The sequence below is a fragment of the Streptomyces sp. NPDC016459 genome (assembly GCF_040632845.1).
Taxonomy (GTDB): Bacteria; Actinomycetota; Actinomycetes; order Streptomycetales; family Streptomycetaceae; genus Streptomyces.
Map to the genome: position 1 here is coordinate 11,743 of NZ_JBEYCR010000024.1, position 23,951 is coordinate 35,693.

9 protein-coding genes are annotated in these 23,951 nt (G+C 72.8%); 5 read left to right on the plus strand and 4 right to left on the minus strand.

Annotated features, from left to right (window positions below):
- Window positions 1-99: 99 nt before the first annotated feature.
- Window positions 100-13,320: an amino acid adenylation domain-containing protein gene (locus ABZ567_RS30760; RefSeq protein ID WP_360796232.1), complete on the minus strand. Its 13,221-nt coding sequence runs from the start codon at window positions 13,318-13,320 to the stop codon at window positions 100-102.
- Window positions 13,321-13,933: 613 nt separating this feature from the next.
- On the opposite strand from ABZ567_RS30760, the gene ABZ567_RS30765 reads away from it, so the two are divergent.
- The 5 genes from ABZ567_RS30765 to ABZ567_RS30785 all read left to right on the plus strand — a co-directional run bounded on the left by ABZ567_RS30765 (window position 13,934) and on the right by ABZ567_RS30785 (window position 19,789).
- Window positions 13,934-14,935, plus strand: coding sequence for an ABC transporter substrate-binding protein (locus ABZ567_RS30765; RefSeq protein WP_360796235.1), 1,002 nt, complete (start codon window positions 13,934-13,936; stop codon window positions 14,933-14,935).
- Between the two features lie 63 nt (window positions 14,936-14,998).
- On the plus strand, window positions 14,999-16,561 hold the full coding sequence (locus tag ABZ567_RS30770; RefSeq protein ID WP_360796238.1) for a sugar ABC transporter ATP-binding protein: 1,563 nt from the start codon (window positions 14,999-15,001) through the stop codon (window positions 16,559-16,561).
- Window positions 16,558-17,661, plus strand: coding sequence for an ABC transporter permease (locus ABZ567_RS30775; protein WP_360796241.1), 1,104 nt, complete (start codon window positions 16,558-16,560; stop codon window positions 17,659-17,661). Before ABZ567_RS30770 ends, ABZ567_RS30775 begins: the two co-directional genes overlap by 4 nt.
- Window positions 17,658-18,665: a galactofuranose ABC transporter, permease protein YjfF gene (yjfF, locus tag ABZ567_RS30780; RefSeq protein ID WP_360796243.1), complete on the plus strand. Its 1,008-nt coding sequence runs from the start codon at window positions 17,658-17,660 to the stop codon at window positions 18,663-18,665. Before ABZ567_RS30775 ends, yjfF begins: the two co-directional genes overlap by 4 nt.
- Window positions 18,666-18,709: 44 nt before the next feature.
- A complete protein-coding gene (locus ABZ567_RS30785) occupies window positions 18,710-19,789 on the plus strand; it encodes an aldose epimerase family protein (RefSeq protein WP_360796246.1) in 1,080 nt (359 codons plus the stop codon).
- A 76-nt stretch (window positions 19,790-19,865) separates the two neighbouring features.
- Here ABZ567_RS30785 and mmsB read toward each other — a convergent pair whose 3' ends face one another.
- The 3 genes from mmsB to chvE form a co-directional block, all read right to left on the minus strand.
- Window positions 19,866-21,113: a multiple monosaccharide ABC transporter permease gene (mmsB, locus tag ABZ567_RS30790; protein WP_360796248.1), complete on the minus strand. Its 1,248-nt coding sequence runs from the start codon at window positions 21,111-21,113 to the stop codon at window positions 19,866-19,868.
- A complete protein-coding gene (mmsA, locus tag ABZ567_RS30795) occupies window positions 21,110-22,681 on the minus strand; it encodes a multiple monosaccharide ABC transporter ATP-binding protein (RefSeq protein ID WP_360796319.1) in 1,572 nt (523 codons plus the stop codon). The genes mmsB and mmsA overlap by 4 nt, the downstream gene beginning before the upstream one ends.
- A gap of 68 nt (window positions 22,682-22,749) precedes the next feature.
- Window positions 22,750-23,859: a multiple monosaccharide ABC transporter substrate-binding protein gene (gene chvE / locus ABZ567_RS30800; RefSeq protein WP_360796251.1), complete on the minus strand. Its 1,110-nt coding sequence runs from the start codon at window positions 23,857-23,859 to the stop codon at window positions 22,750-22,752.
- Between the last annotated feature and the right edge of the window lie 92 nt (window positions 23,860-23,951).

Here is a 23,951-nt window from a genome sequence, read left to right on the forward strand (position 1 = left end):
GTTCGGGCGCGCGGTGGGCCCGGCCGAGTGACGAACCGCTCCGCCGGGCCCACGCCGCCGTCCTCGTGCACCGCGCGGACCACCGCGCCGGGGCGGCGGTCAGCTCGCCCTGGCCCGGTCCGGCGACGGACCCCCTCCGGGGGGCGTGCGCGGGGACGGGAACCCTTCGAGGTCGCCGTCCTCCGCGCCCGCCACCTGCCCCAGCAGGTGCAGCGGCCCCGCCTCGACGCCCGCCTCCTCCATGACCCGCCAGTGGGCCCTCGCGATCCGGCCGTCCACCAGGCCGTGGACCAGCGGGAGTTGCGGGTGCGCTGCACGGAGCAGCGACTCGAGCCGGCACGAGGCGATCGTGCCGGGGAGCCCCGACCGCGCCGCGTACCCCGCCGCCGCTGCCGGCGGAAGCCCCGGCGCCGTCCGGCGCTCCACCGCCCCGACGGACAGCAGACCCCCGCCGACGATCAGCACATCCCGCCGCTCCCGCATCCTCGCCAGGGCGCCCGCCACGTCGAAGCAGTGCGGGAACGAGTCGTCGACGACGATCGAGCCCGGCCGCAACCGCGACACGTCGAGCACCGCCCCGCCTCCGCTGACCGCCGTGACCAGGACGTCCGCCTCGTACACGGCTGCCGGCAGCGCAGGACCGGACTCGTGGACCTCCACGCCCCGGACGAGACCGCGGGCGATCAGGTCGTCGGCCAGGCGCCGCAGCCGGGGCGCACTGCCCGCGACGTCACACAGGAGCAGCCGAGCGGGCGGTTCGGCGGCCCGCGCGAGGAGCAGTTCGAGGGACGAACCGCCGATGGAGCCGAGACCGGCCACCGCGACGACCAGACCGCCGAGGTCACGACCCGTCCGCGCGAGCGCGGCATGGACGGTCGTGACCACGGACACCACCGTCGCCGCATGCCCGGTGGTGACGGCGATCGGCGTGGCCGTCTCGCGCAGGACCCCGTAGCCGTACGCGGTGAGGGACGGGATCATGCCCGCGAGGGAGACACAGCGAGCCCCCAGCGCCGCCGCGTGTTCGACGGCTAGGGCCGTGCGCCCGGCCAGGTCGGGCGTCGACGCCAGCTCGTCCGCGAACAGTGGAAGGCAGACGAATCCGGACCGCCCGAGCCGGGTACCGATCTCCTCGACGAGCCGGGGACGCCCGTCGGGGAAGAGCAGTCGGCGCAGCTCGTCACGTGACGCCGCGTCGACCTCCGCTCCGCCGAGCGCGGCGAGCTGACCGGGCGGGGGAAGGTAGCCGACGAGAGCGGAGTCCAACGACACGCCGAAGGCGGGAGGCAACCCCGCGGCCGACACGCGGGCTGATGCCGATGCCGATGCGGATGCCCGTGCCGACGCCGGCCTGGAATCGGGGACCGAAGCCGACTCCGGGACCGATGCCGACTCCTGGGCGGGAGCCGACTCCGGGACCGCTGCCGACTCCTGGGCGGGAGTCGGCGCCATGACTGGAGCCGCGTCCGGGACCGCCCCTGCCCGTACGTCCACCGTCATCCCGCTCCGCAGGGCGCCGGTGAACGCGGCGAACGCCGTCTCGTCGGGGAAGGCGGCGGTGGACGCGCGAAGCGTCACCCTCAGTTCTCCCGCACCGACCGGACGCACCGCGAGGAACGTGTCCGTGCCCGCCGGAGGGGGCGCCAGGACGGCGTCGCCCTCGTCCCACCGCAGACTCAGCGTGTCGCCGCGCAGCGGGCCGAGCGACGAGAAGTCCAGGAACGTGAAGAAGAACTGCGCGGCCGGCGGCAGCCCGCCGTCCCCCCGAGAGGCCCCGACTCCTTCCGTACGAGCCGCCTCCACCTCGGCCACGACCGCCCGCAGGTCCTCGGCGAACGTGCGGCCCGCCCCTCCCGCACCGGGCGGTGGGCCAGGCCGCAGCGGTACGGCGGCGGCGTACGGCCCGAACACCCGGTCGGCGTCGCGCCGCGCGTCGTCCCGGCCGGAGACGGCCAGGCCGAGGATCAGGTCGTCCTGCCCGGTCGTCGCGGCCAGCGTCCGGTAGTACGCGGTGAGGACCGGCGCGAAGAGCGTCGTACCCGCGTCGGAGGCGATCCCGCGCAACGCGGCGACCTGGTCCGCGTCGAGGGTGAACCCCGTGGAGCGGTACGGCGGTGCCGTGGCGACCGGGTCGGGCGACCCGGCGCCGACGCGACCCCCGAGGACCGGGCGCCGATAGGGCTCGTCGAGCCCGGCCCTGCCCTCGGCGGAGCACGGCAGGCGTTCCTGAAGGCTCGCATGGTCGCGGAACGTGCCGTGCAGTGGCGGGAGTTCGGCGGACTCACCCCGTACGACCCGGTCGTAGACGGAGAGGAGCTCCCGGCCGAGCAGCGCCACGCTGTAGCCGTCACCGATCAGATGGTGCGCGTGCACGACGAGCGCGTGCTCGGCGGGCCCGAGCGTCAGCAGCCGCAGGCGCAGCAGCGGCCATGCCCAGGGCTCGAAGCGGCGGGCCCGTTCCTCGGCGATCCGCGACGCAAGGAGGCCCGGTTCGGCGAGGGTCTCGAAGTCGACCGGGAGCCGCAGGGCGGGCGGAAGCTCCTGCTGGACCGGCGGGCGAGCACCGGCGGGGAACACGGTCCGCAGCATCGGGTGCCGCACCACACAGGCGTCGACGGCCCGCTGGAACGCGTCTCGCCGCAGCGGCCCGTCGATCCGCAGACACGACAGCCACGCCGTGTCGGAGCCGGGTGCCATCGCCTCCGCGAGGAGGAAGCCGCGCTGGGAGGGAGTGAGCGGGAACGGGGAAGGACCGTGCGCGTCACCCCGGGGGACGGGGCCCGCGTTGTCGACGGTCTCCGCGTCCGTGGGGGTGCGGTCGATGGCGGCGGCGAGGGCGCCCAGGGTGCGGTGGGCGTACACGACCGTGGGCCTCGGCAGGGACGGTATCTCCTCGCGCAGCCGGGCGAAGACCTGGAGCACGAGCAAGGAGTCGCCGCCGAGTTCGAAGAAGTCGTCCTCACGCCGGACTTCCTCCGTGTCGAGCAGCTCGGACCAGACGCGGGCGAGCAGGACTTCGGTCGGTGTGGTGGGCGGCGTGGAAGCCGGGAGTGGGGTCGGCGTACCCAAGGCCCCGACAACGGGACCCGGGGTCCCGGCCGCAGACCCCGCGACGGACCCGGGCGCGGCGATGGACCTGTCCCCGGCGACGGCCTCGGTCGCAGACCCGGCGACCGACCCGGGCGCGGCGACGGACTCAGGTGCAGACCCGGCGACGGACCTGGGCGTGGCGGCAGTCCCGGACCCGGCGACGGCCTCGGGCGCGGACCCCGTGACGGGCCCAGCCGCAGACCCCGTGACGGGCCCGGGCGCAGACCCGGCGACCGGCCTCCGCCCCGGCATCCCGAGCCGGGCACGGTCGATCTTCCCGGTCCCCGTGAGGGGAAGGTCGTCGACGACATGGATCCGGCCCGGGAGCATGTACTCCGGCAGCGTCCGGGCCAGGTGCGCGCGCAGAACCGTGGAATCCGGAGCCGGCACGCCCGGCCGGCGCTGAACGAAGGCGCTCAGCCGCTCGTCCCGGTGGACCACGGCAGCGCGGGCGACAGCCGGGTGCGCGAGCAGCACCGACTCGATCTCGCCCGGTTCCACCCGGTGCCCGCGGACCTTGACCTGGTCGTCGAGTCGGCCGAGGAACTCCAGCACACCGGCCCCGTCGCGCCGGACCCGGTCACCGCTGCGGTACCAGCGGCGCCCGTCGCGCTCCACGAACGCGGCGGCGGTCAGGCCGGGTTCGCCGAGGTAGCCGGGCGTGAGCCCCACACCCGCGATGAGCAGTTCGCCCGGCTCACCCGACGCGCAGCGCCGCCCGTCCGCCGCCACCACGTCGACCTCCGTACCGGTGAGGGGCGTGCCGATGGGCAGGACCCGTACGTCGTCGGCGGGGCGGCTGCCGACGATGTGGAACGTGGCGTTGATCGTGGCCTCGGTGGGCCCGTACAGGTTCGCGATCCGCTGACCGGGGCCGAACAGGTCGTACCAGCGGCGCACATGGGCGGGAGGCAGCACCTCGCCGCCGACGTGGATCCACCGCAGGGCCGACAGGTCCGGTGGCGGTGCGCCGTCCCGCACCCGGGTCTCGGCGGCTTCGAGGAGCCGGGACCAGAGGCTCGGGACCGAACTCCACACCGATATCCGGGCCGACTCGACGCGGTCGAGCAACGCCTCGGGATCGCGGAGCAGCTGTCTGGGCAGGGTGACCACCGTGGCCCCGACGAGCAGGGGCGCGAGGAGCTGGCGTACCGATGCGTCGAAGCAGACCGACGCCGTCTGTGCGAGGCGGTCACCCGCGTCGTACGCGAACGTCGCAAGCGCCCAGTCGAGGTAGTTGGTCATCGCGCGACGGGTGATCGGCACCGCCTTGGGGCGTCCGGTCGAACCGGAGGTGAAGATCACATACGCGAGTGCGTCGGGTCCGGAGGCCGGGAACTCCGGTGTCCCGGAAAGCGGTTCGGACGCGGGACTGTCGAGCATGACGAGGGTGACGCCGGCGGCCGAGGCCGGCTCCGCCGCCGACGCGCGGGTCTCCGCATGACAGACGAGGGTACGGGCGCCGGACCGCTCCAGCTGGTCCGCCAGACGGGCGGGCGGATGCGCCGCGTCCAGCGGCACCCAGCCCGCTCCCGCGCGCAGGATGCCCACCACACCCGTCACGGTGTCGGCGCCCGGTGCGGTCAGGAGGCCCACCGGGTCACCCGGGGCGACGCCGTGGGCGCGCAGGCGCCCGGCGAGCGCGCGAGAGGCCCGGTCGAGTTCGGCGTAGGTCATGACGCCGTCACCCGTGTCGACGGCGACCGCGTCCGGCGTCGCACGGAACCGGGCGCACAGTCGGGCGACGATGTCCGGGTGCACGTCCGGGTGCACGTCCGGGCGGACCTCCGGGGGCTCGCCCGAAGGGGTGGGGGAGGGGCCGGTCGTCGCCGTGAGCCCGGCGGCCTCGGTGATCTCGGCCAGGTGCTCGTGGGCGAGCCGCGCGATCGTGGTCCGTTCGAACAGCCGGGCCGGGAAGTTCCACGAGAACGACAGCTCCCCCTCGGACTCCCAGCACAGCAGGCTGAGCCGGGTGGCGGCGGAGGCCGTCCCGGCCGAGGTCGGACGGACCCGCACCGGGCACTCGGAGTCGAGGGAGACGGGGAACCGCGCGAAACTGAACGACGCGGGCCCCGCCGTACGCGGTCCCGCCCCGTCCACGGGCATGAGCCGGGCGAGATCCGCACTCGTCAGCCGACCGTGCCGTTCGCTCTCCGGCCACGCGTCACGCAGTCGCACCGCCAGCGCGAGCACCGGGTCGTCCGGGCGGACGTGGACCGGGATCGGTAGGGTGTCGGCCAGGGGTCCCACCAGCCGGTCGATCCCGGGGAGCCGCGTCTCGCGGCGGGCCCGTGCGACGTTGACCGACACGTTCTCCTCGCCCCCGCCCCAACGGGACAGACAGCGCGCGTACGCGGCGAGCAGCAGGTGGAACAGCGACACGCCGTGCGCCGCGGCCACCTCGCGCAGCGCGGCCGACACGCCGGGCCCCGGGGTCACCTGGTGGGCGAGGAGTGGGGGAGCGGGCGGCCCCAGCGGATCCCCGTCGTAGGGCAGCGCGAGCGGCGCACCCCTCCGGGCGAGCACCTCGCGCCAGTACGCCCGGTCCTCGGCGAGAGCCGCCTCCGACCGTTCCGCCCGCTCGTGCGCGGCGTAGGTGGCGAAGTCGGTTGTCAGCGGCGGGAGTCCGGGGGAGCGGCCCCGGGAGAGGGCCGTGTAGAGCGTCCACAGCTCCTCGCCGAGGACGTTCAGACTGAAGCCGTCGGCGGCTGCGTGATGCACCACGACGACGAGACGGGCGGAGACGGCGGCCTCGGGGGCCCGGGCGACGCCGCCGGTGCGGGCGGCCCGCGCGGCCCGCGCGTTCCCGGTGGCCGTTTTCGTCGCCCCGGTCGCCCCGGTCGCCCCGGTCGCCCCGGTCGCCCCGGTCGCTCCGTCCGCTGCGGCCGCCCTGGCCGCTCCGGTCGCCCCGGCGGTGTCGGCGATCTCGGTGCGGGCGAGCACCGCCCGGATCGGGGCCTCCGAGGTCAGGTCGAAGGGCCGGTTGCGCAAGGCCTCTTCGAGCCGCGCCAGCTCCTCCCCGGCCGGGACGTCACCGGGCAGGTCGCGCACCTCGTACCAGGGGGGAACCGGCTCGTGACCGGACGGGACGGCGACCTGCGTGGGCCCGGCCTCCCCGGGGAGGATCCGGAGACGGAGCATCGCGTGCCGCTCGGCGAGCAGCCCGAGCGCCCTGCCGAGCAGGTCGGCGTCGAGCGGGCCCCTGACGTCCTGGGTCACGTACCCGTAGGCGGCGACGTCCGGGTACAACTCACCGAGGGTGTGGAACGCGAGCTGAACCGGTGTCAGGGAGAAGGGAATGCCGAGGCCGGCCGCCCCCGCCGACGGTGCGTCCGGGCCGGGGGTGGGGGGCAGGACGTCCTCGGATCCGAGTTGGCGGGCGAGCTCCCCCAGTGTCCGGTGTTCGAAGAACAGCGTGATGGGCAGGGAACGGTTCAGCTCCGTCTCCAGCCGCTTGACGAGATCGACGGCCATGAGCGAGTCCAGACCCAGACCGAGCAGCGGTACGTCGTCCCCGAGGTCGTCCGGGGACACGTCCAGGGCCTCCGACAGCAGCAGCCGCAGGACGGCCTGTACGCCACCTGCCGCTTCGGGGCGGCGCGCGCGGGGCTCGACGCCCGTCCCCTGCGGCGGCGACGGCTGCGCGGCGGCGGCCCGCGCTACGCCCGCCCCCGCCCCCGCCCCCGCCCCCGCTCCGGCTGCCGCGCCCGCTTCCGGCGACGGGGGTGCGGCAGGAGCGGGGGCCGACACGAGGTCGGCCACCATCAGCTGCCCGGCGTCGGTACGGCAGGCGGCCCGCAGCGCGTCGAGCGCGGCCTCCGTCTCCAGCGCCACGGGCCCGCGCCCGGCACCGGTGCCGACGACCGACGCGCCGCTCGCCGCGAGCAGTCCCGTACCGGCGAAGGCGGCGAAGTTGACGGCCAGCCACGGGCGGCCGGCCGCACGCTCGGCGACGGCGAAGGCGTCGAGATACGCGTTGGCGGCGGCGTAGTCACCTATCGCCCCGGCCAGGCCCGGCAGCACCGAGGCGACCGACGAGAACGCGACACACAGGGCGGGACGCAGCTCGTGGGCGAGGAGGCCGCGGGCGAGCAGAAGGGTGCCCCGCGTCTTCGCGGCCAGCACCTCGGCCACGTCGTCGGGCGACTTCGCCCGCAGCGTCCCGGGGCGCACCGTACCGGCCGCGTGCATCAGCACGTCCAGGCGCGGGAGACCGGCGAGGAGCCTTTCGACGTCGGCCTCGCGGGACACGTCGGCGGTGCGGTACTCCGCGGTGGCGCCGAGCGTACGGAGCTCGGCGAGGAGCCCCTCGGGCGGCACCGTCGAGCGACCGGTGAGGACCAGCGTCGGCCGCCCCCGCCGGGCGAGGCCGCGGGCGAGCGCGCCACCGACTCCGCCCGCCCCGCCGGTGATCAGATAGACGCCGTCGACCGGCAGGACCTCCCGCGACCCGGGCCCGTCGACGACCGATGGGGGCACCGGCCGAAAGGCCCGGCCAAGACGGCGGCCCCCACGCCAGGCGAGAACGGGCGCCGGCTCGAATCCGCCTCCGCCGCCGTCCGTCGGCACGGCCCGCGCCGACAGCTCGTGGTCGAGCGCGTCCAGCCGTACGGCGACCTCGTCCAGGGTCGACAGGTCGACGCTGCGGGCCTCGACACCGGGCAACTCCTCGGGCAGCGCCAGGGTGAGGCCGGTCAGCACCGCCTGCGCGGGACGCGGGCGCTCCGGCCCGGTACCGGTGACATGGACGTCCTCGGTGACGACGAGCACGCGCGGGCGGTGGAGCGCCAGGTGCGGCAGCAGGTCCTGAAGCGCGGTCACCATGGCACGGTGGGCCGCGTCGAGCTCCGCCGCGGAGTCCGGCTCCACGGCCGGGCCGGCGAGCAGCACGGCGGCGGAGGGAGCGGGTACACCGTCGGGCAGAGGCTCCCCGGCCCGTCGGACGGTGACACCGCGCCCGGTGAGCCGTTCGGCGAACGCGCGGGCGAACGGCGAGTCAGGGCCGCCGACGAGGACGGTGCGCGGCCCGGGGCCGGGCGTCAGAGGAGCGTCGTCCCAATGGAACCCGTGCAGCGACGGACGAGGCACGGGGACGGCATCGGGCCAGTGGCGGCGCCGCCTGAACGGATACGTCGGTACGGTGACCCGGCGCCGCCCGGCGTCCATCGCCGTACGGTCCAGAGGTACGCCCCGCTGCCAGAGCCGGCCGACGTCGTCGAGGAGCCCCCGTGCGCCGTCCCGGTTCCCCGCCGTGAGCGCGAGCACCCGGGATCCGCGTGGACGCCCCGCCGCGACGGCGCGCACGGATCCGCCGAGGGAGGAGGAACCGAGCTCGACGAACGTGTCGTAACCCTCGCTCAGGAGGCGGTCCACGGCCGCGCCGAAGCGGACCTGCCGCCGCGCGTGGTCCCGCAGGTACACCGGGTCCAGGACCGGCTGCCACGCGGCCGTCACCGTGCTGAGCAGGGGCGTGGCCGATGTCCGGAACGTGAGGGCACGTGCGGCGGCGGCGAGCGGGTCGAGCGCGGGCTCCATCAGGGGGGAGTGGAAGGCCCGCGCCACACCGAGACGGCGCGCGGCGATCCCCCGGGCGGCGAGTTCGTCGAGGGCGCCCTCGACAGCCGCCTCCGTCCCTGCCAGGACGACCTGGTCGGGGCCGTTGACCGCCGCCACAGTCAGAGCGCCCCGAGCGCCCGCCACCAGAGGGGCGAGCGTGGCCTCGTCGCAGCGCACCGCCGCCATGGCGCCCGGCGCGCACAGCTCCGCCATCAGCCGGCCGCGCTCGGCGGCGAACCGTACGGCGTCGGCGAGCGACAGCGTCCCGGCGACGCACGCGGCGGTGATCTCACCGACACTGTGCCCGGCGACCGCGTCCGGGGTGATGCCCCACGCCCGGACCTGGCGGGCGAGCGCCACGCCGTACGCGACGAGGAGCGGCTGCGCCACCTCGGTTCCGGCGAGCGCGCGGGGCGGGACGTCGGTGTCGAGACACCAGGCGTTGAGGCTGCGCCCGCCGACGAGCCCCACATGACCGGACGCCTCGTCGAGCGCCTCCCGGAAGGCCGGGGCGTCCGCGTACAGGGCGCGCGCCTGGCCGAGCGGCCGTGTGCCCTGCCCTGGCAGGAGGAGCACGAGACGTGCCCGCGACCGCACCGGGTCACCGACCGGTGCGGCCCCGCCGAGAGCGGCGAGCCGGTCGGCGAGGTCGCCGTCGGCGACGACGGCGAGGCGGTCGGGCCCCTCGTCCCGGGCCGCGGCGACGGTGGCGCAGACATCGCCCTCGTCGAGATGGGGGTGGTCCCGCAGGTGATTCGCGAGCCCGACCGCGGCGGCCCGCAGCCCGTCCGCTCCGCACGCCGACAGGGTCAGCAGCCGGGGACCGCCCGACGCCGCAGCCGCCGAACGGCGCGGAGCCGGGGCGGGCGCCTCCTCGGGTCCGTCGTCCCGTACGGAGGGGGCGGGTGCGTCGTGCCGTACGGAGGGGGCGGGTGCCGCGTCCAGCACGTGAGGGGCTGGTGCCTCATCCGGTACGGAACGGGCGCGGGTCGGTTCCCGTACGGTGTGGTCGCGTGCCGGATCCCGTACGGCCTGGACGGGTGCCTCCTCCAATACGGCATGGGCGTTGGTCCCGCCGAAGCCGAAGGCGCTGACCCCCGCGACCAGCGGACCGGGCGCCGCCCAGGCCCGTTCCTCGTCCACCAGGGCGAAACCGGAACCCGCCAGGTCGAGCGCGGGCGCCGGGGCCGTGGGACGCGGGGGCGGCGGCAGCCGGCGCCGGCCGAGGGCGAGCACCACCTTCACCAGGCTCGGCATCCCGGCGGCGTTGAGCAGGTGCCCGACGTTGGTCTTCACCGAGCCGAGCAGCCTGGGCGTCCCGTCGGCGCGCGGAGGGAAGGCGTGCGCGAGCGAGCGCACCTCGACGGGGTCACCGACCGGCGTACCCGTGCCGTGGGCCTCGACGTAGGAGACGGTGTCGGGGTCGACGCCCGACTCGCGGTAGGCGCGCGTGATGACCTCACGCTGTGTCAGGGGGTTGGGGGCCATCAGGCTCAGCGAGCGGCCGTCGTTGTTCACGGCGGTGCCGCGGAGAAGCGCCAGGACCGGATCACCGGCGCGCTCCGCCTCGTCGAGACGCGTCAGGACCAGCGCCGCGCCGCCCTCCCCGGGGACGAAGCCGTCGGCCGCCGCGCTGAACGCGTGACAGCGCCCGGTCGGGGACAGCGCCTGTGCCTTCTCCAGGAGCGCGTACCCGCTGGGTGTCAGGTTGAGGTGGACGCCACCGACGACCGCGATGTCGCATTCGCCCGCCTGGAGACTGCGGCGCGCCAGGTGCAACGCGACCAGCGCCGACGAGCACGCGGTGTCGACGGCGAGCGCGGGCCCGGTCAGGTCGAGACAGTGAGCGACGCGGGCGGCGAGCATGTTGGGGAGGTTCCCCGTCAGCGCGGACACCGGCAACTCCCGCTCGCCGTAAGCCTGTTCCAGGATCCGTCGGTAACCGCTCTCACCGGCGGCGACGAAGACGCCCACCCGACGTCCCCGTCGGCGCGCACCCGCGTACCCGGCCCGCTCCAGGGCCTCGTGGGCGAGCTCCAGGAGGATCCGTGCCTGGGGGTCGGTCGTCCGGGCCTCCTCGTCTCCGATGCCGAAGAACTCCGCGTCGAATCCGGCCGGGTCGTCGAGGAAGGCGCCCCAGCGTCCCTCGCGGTCCGAGGCGTCCGCCCACCGTCCGGCGGGTACACCGGTGACGGCGTCGTAGCCCTCGACGAGCCGGTCCCAGAACGCCTCCGGGGTGTCGGCCCCGGGAAGACGACAGGCCACCGCGGACACGGCGACCACGGGCTCGACCCCATGGGCTGACCGCTCGGGGGAGGGGGACGACGGGGGCCCGCCCGAGGCACGCCTGTCGGACGGGCCGTCGGACGGGCCGTCGGACGGGTCGTCGGACGGATCGCCGGCCGTGAGGAGCATCCCGGCGAGCGCGGCCACGGTGGCGTGGTCGCGCATGTCCGACGGACGCAGTCGGGCGTCGAACTCGTCCTCCAGGGCGGCCAGGACCTCCATCGCCTTGAGCGACGAGCCCCCGAGCGCACGGAAGTCGTCGTGGGACCCGATCTCCTCGACGGGCAGCCCCAGGACCCGCGCCCAGACACCGAGGACGACGGCCTCGACCTCGGACAGGGACCGGGGCGCGGGGCGCGACGCCGACCTCCCGACCGCGCTACGAACTTTCCGCGTCGCCCCGCCTTCCCGCTCAGTCCTGGCGCCAGCGGCCCCGCCTTCACCCCCTGCCCTGGCATCAGCCGCGCCGCCTTCCCGCCCGGTCCCCGAACCGGCCGGCCCGCCTTCGCCCTCTGCCCCGGCGTCAGCGGCCCCGCCTTCGCCCCCCGCCCCAACGCCAGCCCCGCCGCCTTCCCGCTCAGCCCTCACGTCAGCCGTGCCGCCTTCTCCCCCCACCCCGACCCCAGCCGACCCGCCGTCGCTCTCTGCCCCCACGCCAACCGCCTCGGCTTCCCGCCAGGCCCCCACGCCGGGCGCGCCGCCCTCCCGCCCCGCCCCGAGCCACCCCGTCGCCCCCCGCTCCCGGATCTGCGGATACTCCCCGCGTTCGAAGCGATCGCGCAGCGCCCCGCGCCGGAGCTTGCCGCTCGTCGTGCGCGGCAAGGCCCGGACGGGCAGGGCCAGGACCCGTACGTCGTCGTGGCCCACCGCCACCCGCACCCGGTTCCGGACCTCGCGCAAGAGCCCCGAAGACACGGACAGGGGCGCGGCCGCCGACGGAGCCGCGAGGAACACCACCACCCGTTCGCCCCGGCCCGCCGGATCGGTGGAGCCCACGACGGCGACCGGGCCACGCCCGAGCCCCGGTGTGCCGGCGGCCACCTCCTCCAAATCGGCGGCGTGGAACGTACGCCCGTCGACGAAGAGGACGTCCTTGGACCGACCCGTCACGCACAGCCGTCCGTCGCGCAGGAAACCGAGGTCACCGGTGCGCAGCCATCCGTCGACGAACGCGTCCGCCGTCGCCTCCGTGGCCCGGTGGTAGCCCCGGGCCACCTGCGGGCCCCGGACCTCGATGTGGCCGACGCGGCGGTCGTCGACGGGCTCGCCCGCGTGGTCGGTGATCCGCACGACGCACCCGGGCACGGGACGGCCGACGTCCATCAGCTCGACCGCGTCGGGACCGGGCACGGTGTCCACCGCGCGGCCGAGGCCGAGGGCGGCCCGGTCCAGGGTGAGCGGCTCCGCCACCTCGCCGGGCGGTGGGAAGGTGACGGCGAGGGTGGCCTCCGCGAGGCCGTACACGGGCTGCGGTGCGCCGGCCGCGAGCCCGGTGGGCTCCATCCGGCGCGCGAAGCGCCGCCACACGGCCGGCGAGATCGGCTCCGCGCCGACCAGGATCATCCGTACACGGCTCAGGTCGAGACGCGCGAGTACGTCCTCCGGGACGCGCCGTTCGACGAGGGCCAGGGCGAAGTTGGCGGCGGAGAGCAGCGTCGCCCGGTGCCGTTCCGCCGCTTCCAGCCACCATGCGGGACGCCTGGCGAACGTGAGGGGTTCGAGCCGCACCTGTTTGATCCGCGCCGCCAGCGGGACGAGATGGGTGCCGATCAGCCCCATGTCGTGGAAGTACGGCATCCAGGTGGCGATCACGTCCTCGGAGGTGATGCCCGCAGCGGCACGGATCTGCGTCAGGTTGGCGAGGACGGCGGCGTGGGTCAGCTCGACCCCCTTGGGTGTCCCCGTACTGCCCGAGGAGAACTGCAGGAACGCCACGTCACCGGGGGCGCGTTCCGGCAGCCGCGACGGAGCGGGGTGCTCCCGCAGCGCGCCGAGCGTGAGGGAGCGTACGGAGTCGGGCAGGGCGTCGAGCAGCGGCGCGGTGGACTCGCCGACGGCCACCGGCGGCCGGTCGAGGAACTCCCAGACGGGCAGGACCCTTCGTACGTTCGGGGCGAGCGGAACCGGTACGAGACCGGCGGCGACGACGCCCCAGAACAGCGGCAGGAACTCCTCGCTCCGTTCGGCCGGTACCACCACGTGGCTCCCCGGCGCGAGCCCCGCGTCGAGCAGCCCTCCGGCGACCCGCAGGGTGTCGGCGAGAAGTGCGTGGTGTGTGACGGTCCGTTCGTCGCCGTCGCCGCGCACATGCACGATCAGCTGACCGGGCGCGGCCTCGGCCGCACCGGCCAGCACGTCCAGCAACACCGTCTCGCCGTTTCCCCGCATCAACGCCCCCGGTCCGGTCTGTTCTGCCGGAGGAGTCGGCAGCGCCGCCACCAGCATAGGTCGCTCAAAAGAGGCCCTTGAGCTGGGAAGATACCGGTTCCCTCTTCTTGCTGGAGTGTCGACCGGATGGCGGCCGGGGCGGCGCGAACCTACGCGCGTCAGCAGGTGCGCCCTCCGCTCCCGTGCGCAAGCACGGAGGACGAACAATATGGATGTTAACGCTCACAAGCACGAGGTCAATACTCGGCGTTCGGCTATTGAAGGGGGCGACGGCGACGGGACGCCGCGATCTCCGCCCAGGCCTTCCGGCTCGGCGTGAGAGCCAGTCTTTCGCTGGCAATCACAAGCCCCGCCTGGTCCTTGGGTCGCCTCTCCGTGCGTCCGCCGAATCCCTCTCCCGTGCATCAAGAACCGGTAACGGTCGTACGAGCCCTTGAGTTACGTCCGCGTTAGCGCTCACAATGTGTCGCGTTCGCCAGCCCGCCGATCGCCGGGGCCGACGCTTCACCCGCTCGCCCGCAGCCACCGTCCCACGCGCAGCCACACCTCCACCGGGCCCGTCGCCTTCACGGTTCCGCCTCGGTGTCACGCACGTTTCGAGAGGAAACACGACATGGCCCACAGAGCCCTTCGCATCATCGCCGCCGCTGCTCTGGCCGGCAGTGTGCTCACCGCCTGCACCACTGAACCAGCGACCACCGGCAGCACCGGCGGTGCCGGAAAGGGCCCCTCCGACGGAAAACTGGTGCTGGGGTTCGCGCAGGTGGGCGCCGAGAGCGGCTGGCGTACCGCCAACACCAAGTCCGTCCGTGAGGCGGCCGAGAAGGCCGGCATCACGCTGAAGTTCTCCGACGCGCAGCAGAAGCAGGAGAACCAGATCAAGGCGATCCGCACCTTCATCCAGCAGAAGGTGGACGTCATCGCCTTCTCCCCGGTGGTGGAGTCCGGCTGGGACACCGTCCTCAAGGAGGCCAAGAGCGCCGGCATCCCGGTGATCCTCACCGACCGCGCGGTCGACTCCGCGGACACCTCCCTCTACCAGACCTTCCTCGGCTCCGACTTCGTCAAGGAGGGGCAGGAGGCCGGCAAGTGGCTCGTGAAGGAGTACGAGGGAACCTCCGCGCAGGTCAACGTCGTCGAGCTCCAGGGCACCACCGGCTCCGCGCCCGCCAACGACCGCAAGGCCGGCTTCGCCGAGGCCGTCAAGGGCGACCCCAAGTTCAAGGTCGTCGCCTCCCAGACCGGCGACTTCACCCGTGCCAAGGGCAAGGAGGTCATGCAGGCCTTCCTCAAGTCCCACAAGGACATCGACGTCCTGTACGCCCACAACGACGACATGGCACTGGGCGCCATCCAGGCCATCGAGGAAGCGGGCAGGAAGCCGGGCGTCGACATCAAGGTGATCTCCGTCGACGGCATCAAGGACGCCTTCGTCGCCATGCAGCAGAAGAAGATCAACGTGGTGGTCGAGTGCAACCCCCTCCTCGGCGACCAGCTCATGGAACTCGCCAAGAAGGTGGCGGCGGGGGAGAGCGTCCCGCGAAGGGTCGAGGTCAAGGAGGGCGTCTTCACCCAGGACCAGGCCGCGGCCGCCCTGCCCGGCCGGCAGTACTGACCTTCCGCCCGCACCGGACCGGGGGCGGCCCACGAGCCGCCCCCCGACAGGAGAGGAGGGCGGATGGCAGCCCCACCCACCCCCACCGCGCGTACCCGCACCGACCGGCCGGTCCTGGAGGCCCGCGGCATCCGCAAGGCCTTCCCCGGAGTCCTCGCCCTCGACGGCGTGGACCTGCGCCTCTTCCCGGGCGAGGTCCACGCGCTGATGGGGGAGAACGGCGCCGGCAAGTCGACCCTCATCAAGGTACTCACCGGGGTCCACCCGCCCGACGCGGGAACGATCTCCGTCGACGCACGCCCCCAGCGCTTCGCCGAGCCGCTGGAAGCGCAACACGCCGGGATCAGCACGGTCTACCAGGAGGTGAACCTGTGCCCCAACCTCTCGGTCGCCGAGAACATCCTCATCGGCCGTGAGCCCCGACGCCTGGGACTGGTCCACTGGTCGGCCCTCCACGCACGCGCGGCGCAGCTCATCACCGAGCTGGAACTCGATCTCGACGTCAGGCTGCCGCTCAGCGCGCACTCCCTCGCCGTCCAGCAACTCGTCGCGATCGTACGGGCCGTGGACATCCGGGCGAAGGTCCTCGTCCTCGACGAACCCACCTCCAGCCTCGACCGGGACGAGGTGGCCCAACTGTTCGCCCTGGTGCGCCGACTACGTGACCGAGGCGTAGCGATCCTCTTCGTCACCCACTTCCTCGACCAGGTCTTCGACCTCTGCGACCGGGTGACCGTCCTGCGGAACGGACGGCTCGAAGGCGAGTACCGGATCGACGAGCTGACCCCCGTCACCCTGGTCCACCGCATGGTCGGCAGCGAACTGCGCACTCTCGACGAACTGGCGGAGACCTCGCACACCGGTACCACCGCGACCTCCGACCCCACGGACGCGCCCTTCCTGAGCGCCCGCGGGCTCACCAGGACCGGTTCCGTCCAGCCCTACGACCTGGACATCCACCGCGGCGAGGTCATCGGCCTCGCCGGACTCCTCGGCTCCGGACGCACCGAGGCGGCCCGACTGCTCTTCGGAGCCGACCACGCCGACGGAGGCGAGCTCCGGATCGACGGCCGACGCGCCGTGCTGCGATCCCCGCGGGCCGCGATCGCCCGCGGAATCGCCTTCTGCTCGGAGAACCGGAAGGCCGAGGGCCTGATCGGCGAACTCACGGTCCGCGAGAACATCGTGCTCGCCCTCCAAGCCGCACGGGGCTGGATCAGACCCCTCTCCCGCGCCCGGCAGGACGAGATCGCCGCCCGGTGGATCGAGGTGCTGGACATCCGCCCGGCCGCCCCCGAGGCCCAGGTCCGCAACCTCAGCGGAGGCAACCAGCAGAAGGTACTTCTCGCCCGGTGGCTGCTCACCGACCCCGAGCTGCTGATCCTGGACGAACCCACCCGGGGCATCGACATCGGCGCCAAGACGGAGATCCAGAAACTGGTCACCCGCCTGGCCGCGGAAGGCACCGCGGTCCTCTTCATCTCCGCCGAACTCGAGGAAGTGCTGCGCCTGAGCCACCGCGTGGGCGTACTGCGTGACCACCGGCTCGTCGCCACTCTCCCCAACGACCCGTCTCTGACGCCCGACCGGATCCTGGGCGCCATAGCCACCGGAGCCACTTCATGACCCCACCTGACGACACGGGCGCCGGAACGCGTCCGGCGGCCGGTGCCCGGCGGTTCACCGAGCACCGGCTGTTCTGGCCCGCCGCCGTCCTCGCCGCCCTGCTGCTGGGGAACGTCGCCCTCACCCACGACTTCTTCGCCGTCCGCGTCCAGAACGGCCACCTGTACGGCAGCCTCGTCGACATCCTCCAGTTCGGCGCCCCCCTGATCCTGGTGTCGCTCGGCATGACCCTGGTCATCGCCACCCGGGGCATCGACCTCTCGGTCGGCTCGACCGTGGCCATCGCCGGCGCCCTCGCGTGCGAGCACATCGCGACCTCCGAGGATCCCGGCAGCCTGGGCACCGTCCTGTCGGCGGTCGCGGTGGCGGTCGGTGTCGCGGCCGCGATCGGACTGGTCAACGGCTGCCTCGTCGCCCGGTTGGGCGTCCAGCCCATCGTCGCCACCCTGGTCCTCATGGTCGCCGGCCGCGGCGTGGCGCAGCTGATCACCGACGGGCAGATCATCAGCGTGTCCAGCAGCGCCTACAAGATGATCGGCGGCGGCTACTGGCTCACCCTGCCCTTCGCCGTCCTGCTCGCCGCGGCGCTCATCGCCGTCACCTCCCTCGTCACCCGACGGACCGCGCTGGGCATGCTGATCGAATCAGTGGGCGGCAACCCGGTCGCGAGCCGGCTCGTGGGCATCAGGGCGGGCGGCATCCTGGTCATGGTCTACGTCGCGAGTGCCGTATGCGCGGCCGTGGCCGGTCTGATGATCAGCTCCAACGTCTCCAGCGCCGACGGCAACAACGCGGGCCTGTGGATCGAGCTGGACGCGATCCTCGCCGTGGTCATCGGCGGCACCGCTCTGACGGGCGGCCGGTTCTCCCTCGGCGGCACGGTGCTGGGCGCGCTGATCATCCAGACCCTCTCGACCACGATCTACACCCTCGGCGTACCGCCGGAGACCACGCTCGTCTTCAAGGCCCTGGTCGTCATCGTCGTGTGTCTCGTCCAGTCGTCCGCGTTCCGCGCGCGGCTCTCACGCCGTCGCGGACCGGCAGCCCCGGCCACCGCTGCCGGCGACAGGGGAGCCCGCAAGCAGGAGGTCCACCCGTGAGCACCACCCTCGCCTCCCTCACCAAGCCGCTCCACCAGCTCTCGGCCCGGCACGCCGCCCGCCTGCCGCTCGTGGTGACGGCCACCCTCCTGATCGCGATGTTCTCGATCGGCTCCGTCCAGTACGAAGGCTTCTTCTCCGCGCAGGTCCTGCTCAACGTCCTCGTCGACAACGGCTTCCTGCTCGTCGTCGCGATCGGCATGACGTTCGTCATCCTCACCGGCGGCATCGACCTGTCCGTGGGTTCCATGGTGGCCCTCTCGACCATGCTGACGGCCTGGCTCGTCGAACTGAACGGTCTGCCCCTCGCCCTGGCCGTGCCGGTGGTGCTGCTGGTCGGCGCCGGCGGCGGCGCGCTGATGGGCTGGGTGATCCACGCCTTCGAGATCCAGCCCTTCATCGTCACCCTCGCGGGCATGTTCCTCGCACGGGGCCTCTGCTACATGATCAGCACGGAGTCCATCTCCCTCACCGACCCGGCCACCACCCGCATCGCCCAGACCCGGGTCCTCCTGCCCGGAGGCCTGTTCGTCTCGATCGGCGTGGTCGTCGCCCTGGTGGTGCTGGTGCTCGCCTTCCTCGTCCTGCACCACACCCGCTTCGGCCGTACCGTCTACGCCCTGGGCGGCAACGAGTCCTCCGCCCGCCTCATGGGCCTGCCCGTGGGACGCACCAAGGTGGCCGTCTACGCCGTGAGCGGCCTGTGCTCCGCCCTCGGCGGTCTGCTCCTGACCTTCTACATGCTGTCCGGTTACGCCCTGCACGCCGTCGGCATGGAACTCGACGCCATCGCGGCCGCCGTCATCGGCGGGACGCTGCTGACCGGAGGTTCCGGCTTCGTCCTGGGGACCGCGCTGGGCGTGACGGTCCTCGGCCTGATCCAGACCATCATCAGCTTCCAGGGCACGCTCAGCTCCTGGTGGACCCGCATCGTCATCGGCGGCCTGCTGTTCGTGTTCATCCTCCTCCAGCGTCTCTTCGGCGGATCCCGCCGGGGGGAGTGAGCAATCCACGTCACGGCCGCGTCCCCTGCGAACAAGGACCCCGTATGAACCCGTCCCCGCCCCCCTTCGCCGGAGGCCCGCCGACCTGCCGTCCCAGCACGGTCACCGGGCAACGCTGGACCTTCGGCTTTCCCGACGGGCTCGTGGCGGAGGTGCACACCCGCGGCGCTCGTCTCCACGGTCTGTGGGTGCCCGACCGGCACGGCACCCCGGCCGACATCGTCCTCGCCCCTCGCGACCCTGCGCTGACGGCGACCGGCGCCCGGTACTTCGGCGCCACGGTCGGCCGTTACGCCAACCGCATCGCGCACGGCAGGTTCACCCTGGACGGCGAGCCGTACCAGCTCACCACCCAGGCCGACGGCCACTGTCTGCACGGCGGGACCGACGGGTTCGACAACCGGATCTGGGAAGCGGAAGGCGTGCACTCCCCTGACCGGACCGGTGTGCTGCTGCACCTCCGCAGTCCCGACGGTGACCAGGGGTTCCCGGGAACCCTGGACGTCACCGTCGGCATCCTCATCGGCCGGGACGGCGAACTGACCCTCTCCTACACGGCGGTCACCGACGCCGCCACCCTGGTCAACCTCACCAACCACGCCTACCTCAACCTCGACGGCGAGGGCGCGGGCGACATCCTCGACCATGAACTGGCCGTCGAGGCGGCCCACTTCACCCCGGTCGACGCGGACCTCATCCCCCGCGGGGACCACCGCCCCGTCGACGGCACCGCGTTCGACCTCCGTCAGCCGCTCAGGATCGCCGAGGCACTGGCCCGCCCCGGCGGCCGGCCCCTGCACACGGGCGGTGGATACGACCACAACTTCGTCCTGAGCCCGTACAGCGGCATGCTGCGGCGGGCCGCCCTTCTCCATGCCCCGGCCACGGGCCGGTGCGTGGAGGTGCTGACGACCGAGCCGGGCCTCCAGGTCTACACCGCGGGGCAGTTCGACGGAACCGTCGTGGGAAAGAGCGGCACGCCGTACCGGGCGGGCGCCGGCATCGCGCTGGAGACCCAGCACTTCCCCGACTCCCCGAACCGCCCCGACGACCCCTCCGCGGTGCTGCGCCCCGGCGACGAGTACCGGTCGACGACCGTCCTGCGGTTCAGCACCCGCGACTGATCGCGGGCAGGACATCCGGACATGGTGGTGCCCGCCGACGAAAGCGCCGGCGGGCACCAGCATGTCCGGAGCGAGGTCAGGCGCCCGCCCTGCGCTTGTTCCACACGTCGAAGCCGACCGCGGCGAGCAGCACGAGTCCCTTGATGACCTGCTGCCAGTCGGTCCCCACCCCGACCAGGTTCATGCCGTTGTTGAGCACACCGAGGACCAGGCCGCCGATGATGGCCCCCAGCACGGTGCCGACGCCACCGCTCATCGACGCCCCGCCGATGAACGCTGCGGCGATGGCCTCCAGCTCGAAGTTCACCCCCGCCTTCGGCGAGGCCGCGTTGAAGCGCGCCGCGAACACGAGCCCGGCGAGCGCCGCGAGCATCCCCATGTTGAGGAACACCGCGAAGGTCACCTTCCTGTCCTTGACCCCCGACAGCTTCGCGGCGGGCAGGTTCCCCCCGATCGCGTACACGTGGCGCCCGATCACGGCGTTGCGCATCACGTAACCGAAACCGACCAGCAGCACGGCCAGGATCAGGAGGACCACCGGCGCGCCCTTGTAGCTGGCGAGCAGGAGCGTCGTGACCAGGACGGCGGAGACCAACGCCGTCACCTTCAGGGCGAACAGGCCCGTGGGCAGGGTCTCCAGTGTGAACTCCCGCTGGCGCCGGCGGTCCCGCACCTCCTGGAACACCACGTAGACGATCAGCCCCAGGCCCAGGAGCAGGGTGATGTTGTGGTAGTTGGTCCGAGGCCCCACCTCCGGCAGGAAGCCGTTGGCGACCTTCTGCAGCCCGTCCGGGAACGGGCCGAGCGTCTGCCCCTTGAGGAAGATCTCCGTGAGCCCGCGGAACAGCAGCATGCCGGCGAGGGTCACGATGAACGACGGTATGCCGACGTACGCGATGAAGAACCCCTGCAGCGCGCCGGCGACCGCTCCCAGCAGGAGGGTGAGGAGCACCGCGACGGGCCAGGAGAGACGGTGCTCGACCATGAGGACGGCCCCGACGCCACCCACGAGGGCCATCAGGGAGCCCACCGACAGGTCGATGTGCCCGGAGATGATGACGATCATCATGCCGATGGCCAGGATGAGGATGTAGCTGTTCTGCAGCACCAGGTTGGAGACGTTGCGGGGCAGCAGGAGGTCGCCCCCCGTCCAGATCTGGAACAGGAGCACGATCAGGCCGAGGGCGAAGAGCATCCCGTACTGGCGCATGTTCCGCCGGACGCCGTCCAGGAGGACCCGGACCACCGGTGCCCCGGCGGCCGGGGTGCCGTCGCCGCCCGGGGGCGACGCTGTCGTGGTGTTCGTGCTGACGTCGGTGCTCATGCCTGGTGTCCTTCGCTGGGGGTGGTGCCCGCCGTGCCCGCCGGCGGTGGGGGAGGGTCCTGCGTCATGTGCCGCATCAGCACTTCCTGCGTGGCGTCCTCGCGGGCGACTTCGCCGGTCAGCCGTCCGGCGGCCATGGTGTAGATGCGGTCGCACATGCCGAGCAGTTCGGGGAGCTCGGAGGAGATGAGGAGGATCGCCTTGCCCTCGGCGGCGAGCCGGTTGATCACGGTGTAGATCTCGAACTTGGCTCCCACGTCGACTCCGCGGGTGGGTTCGTCGAGGATGAGGACGTCCGGTCCTGACAGGATCCACTTGCTGAGAACGACCTTCTGCTGGTTGCCGCCGGAGAGGCGGCCGACCGGCTCCAGGACGTTCGGCGCCTTGATGTTCATGGTCCGCCGGTACCGTTCGGCGACCTTGCGTTCCTCGTGCCCGTCGACGATGCCGTGCCGGGCCAGCGCGCCGAGGGACGCGAGTGAGATGTTCCGGCTCACGGAGTCCCCGAGGTCGAGACCGTAGTGCTTCCGGTCCTCGGTGACGTACGCGATGCCGTGGGCGACCGCCTCGGGAACCGTACGGGTCCGCACCTCACGGCCGTCCCTGAGGACGGAGCCCTGTTCGTAACGCCCGTACGAGCGGCCGAAGACGCTCATCGCCAGTTCGGTCCGGCCGGCCCCCATGAGTCCGGCGACGCCGACGATCTCCCCGCGGCGGACCTGGAGCGAGACCCGGTCGACGACCTTGCGGCCGCGGTCCAGGGGGTGGCGCACGGTCCAGTCCCGGATCTCCAGGGCGGGGTCGGTCCCGGCCGTGCCCCCGTACGGGGCGCGGTCGGGGAAGCGGCTGTCGAGGTCCCGTCCCACCATGCCGCGGATGATGCGTTCCTCGGTGGTGGCCGGGTCCCTGACGTCCAGGGTCTCGATGGAACGCCCGTCGCGCAGGATGGTGACGGAGTCGGCGATCCGGGCGATCTCGTTGAGCTTGTGCGAGATGATGATCGAGGTGATGCCCTGGCCCTTCAGCTCCTGCATCAGTTGGAGCAGCTTGGCGCTGTCCTCGTCGTTGAGGGCGGCGGTGGGTTCGTCGAGGATCAGCAGCCGGACGTCCTTCGCCAGCGCCTTCGCGATCTCCACGAGTTGCTGCTTGCCGACCCCGATGTCGGCGACCCGGGTCTCGGGATGTTCGTCGAGGCCGACGCGTCCGAGCAGTTCCGCAGCACGCCGCAGCGCTCGACGCCAGTCGATGATCCCCCGTCGGGACGGTTCGTTGCCCAGGAAGATGTTCTCGGCGATCGACAGGTACGGAACGAGTGCGAGCTCCTGGTGGATGATGACGATGCCGCGCCGCTCGCTGGCCCTGATGTCCTTGAAACGGCACGGCTCGCCGTCGAAGAGGATCTCGCCCTCGTAGGTGCCGTGCGGGTGGACGCCGGACAGGACCTTCATGAGGGTCGACTTGCCGGCACCGTTCTCCCCGCACAGGGCGTGGACCTCGCCGCGCTCCACGGACAGGGTCACGTCGGACAGTGCCCTGACTCCGGGGAAGGTCTTGACGATGGAGCGCATCCGGAGGACGGGGCCGGCCGGGAGCGGGGCCGGTGCGGAGGCAGAGGAACGGTGAGCCGCGGCCGAGGTCACCGGAGCTCCTCGGCGTCGATGTAGCCGGAGTCGACCAGGACCTTCCGGTAGTTCGACCTGTCGACGCTGACCGGGTCGAGCAGGTAGGCCGGAACCACCTTCTTGCCGTTGTCGTACGTGGTGTCGTCGTTGATCTCCGGCTTCTTGCCGTCGAGTACGGCACGCACCATGTTCGCGGCGACCTGCGCGAGAGCCCGTGTGTCCTTGTAGACGGTCTGGGTCTGCTGACCCGCGATGATCGACTTCACGGAGGCGACCTCCGCGTCCTGGCCGGTGACGACCGGCAACGGCTTCGCGGCGCTCCCGTAGTCGTCGGACTTCAGGGCGGACAGGATGCCGATGGAGATCCCGTCATAGGGGGAGAGGACGGCGTCGACCCGCGCGGTCGAGTAGGAGGAGGTCAGCAGGTCGTCCATGCGCTTCTGCGCCGTCCCGCCGTCCCACCGCAGGGTGGTGACCTGGCTGAGCTGGGTCTGCTGGGAGCGCACGACCAGCTGCTTCTTGTCGAGGTAGGGCTTCAGCACCTTCATGGCGCCGTTGAAGAAGTACTTGGTGTTGTTGTCGTCGTTGGACCCGGCGAACAGCTCGATGTTGAAGGGGCCCTTCTTCGAGCCGTCCTTCAACCCCAGCTTCTCGACGATGTACGTGGCCTGGAGCTCGCCGACCTTCTCGTTGTCGAACGAGGCGTAGTAGTCGACGTGCGCGGAGCCCAGGATGAGCCGGTCGTAGGAGATCACCGGGATGTGGGCGTCCGCCGCCTGCTGGAGGACGTTGGACAGGGCCTCACCGTTGATGGCGGCCACGACGAGGGCGTCGACGCCCTGGGTGATCATGTTCTCGATCTGGGCGACCTGCTGGTCGGGGTCGTCCTCCCCGTACTGCAGGGTCGTGGAGAAACCGGCCTTCTTCAGGCTCTCGGTCATGTTCCGGCCGTCGGCGATCCACCTCTCGGAGGACTTGGTGGGCATGGCGATGCCGATGGTCAGGTCCTTCTCGGCCTTCGACTCCTGGCTCCCTCCCTCGCTGTTCTGCCCGCAGGCGGTGAGGAGCAGGGCACAAGCGGTGGTCACGGTCAGGAGGGCGGACGCGGCTCGGAGCTTCTTCATGGGCGTTACCTGGCAATCCCGTCGTCGAGGGCGTTCTGTTCGGTCCGGAACGGGCTCGGCGGCAGCGCGTGTCCTCGCACCACCGGAAGAGC

Coding starts and splice junctions, on each gene's coding strand:
- ABZ567_RS30760 (WP_360796232.1), bottom strand. CDS start 13,320: ATGCGGGGAAACGGCGAGACGGTGTTGCTGGACGTGCTGGCCGGTGCG.
- ABZ567_RS30765 (WP_360796235.1), top strand. CDS start 13,934: ATGGCCCACAGAGCCCTTCGCATCATCGCCGCCGCTGCTCTGGCCGGC.
- ABZ567_RS30770 (WP_360796238.1), top strand. CDS start 14,999: ATGGCAGCCCCACCCACCCCCACCGCGCGTACCCGCACCGACCGGCCG.
- ABZ567_RS30775 (WP_360796241.1), top strand. CDS start 16,558: ATGACCCCACCTGACGACACGGGCGCCGGAACGCGTCCGGCGGCCGGT.
- ABZ567_RS30785 (WP_360796246.1), top strand. CDS start 18,710: ATGAACCCGTCCCCGCCCCCCTTCGCCGGAGGCCCGCCGACCTGCCGT.
- mmsB (WP_360796248.1), bottom strand. CDS start 21,113: ATGAGCACCGACGTCAGCACGAACACCACGACAGCGTCGCCCCCGGGC.
- mmsA (WP_360796319.1), bottom strand. CDS start 22,681: ATGCGCTCCATCGTCAAGACCTTCCCCGGAGTCAGGGCACTGTCCGAC.
- chvE (WP_360796251.1), bottom strand. CDS start 23,859: ATGAAGAAGCTCCGAGCCGCGTCCGCCCTCCTGACCGTGACCACCGCT.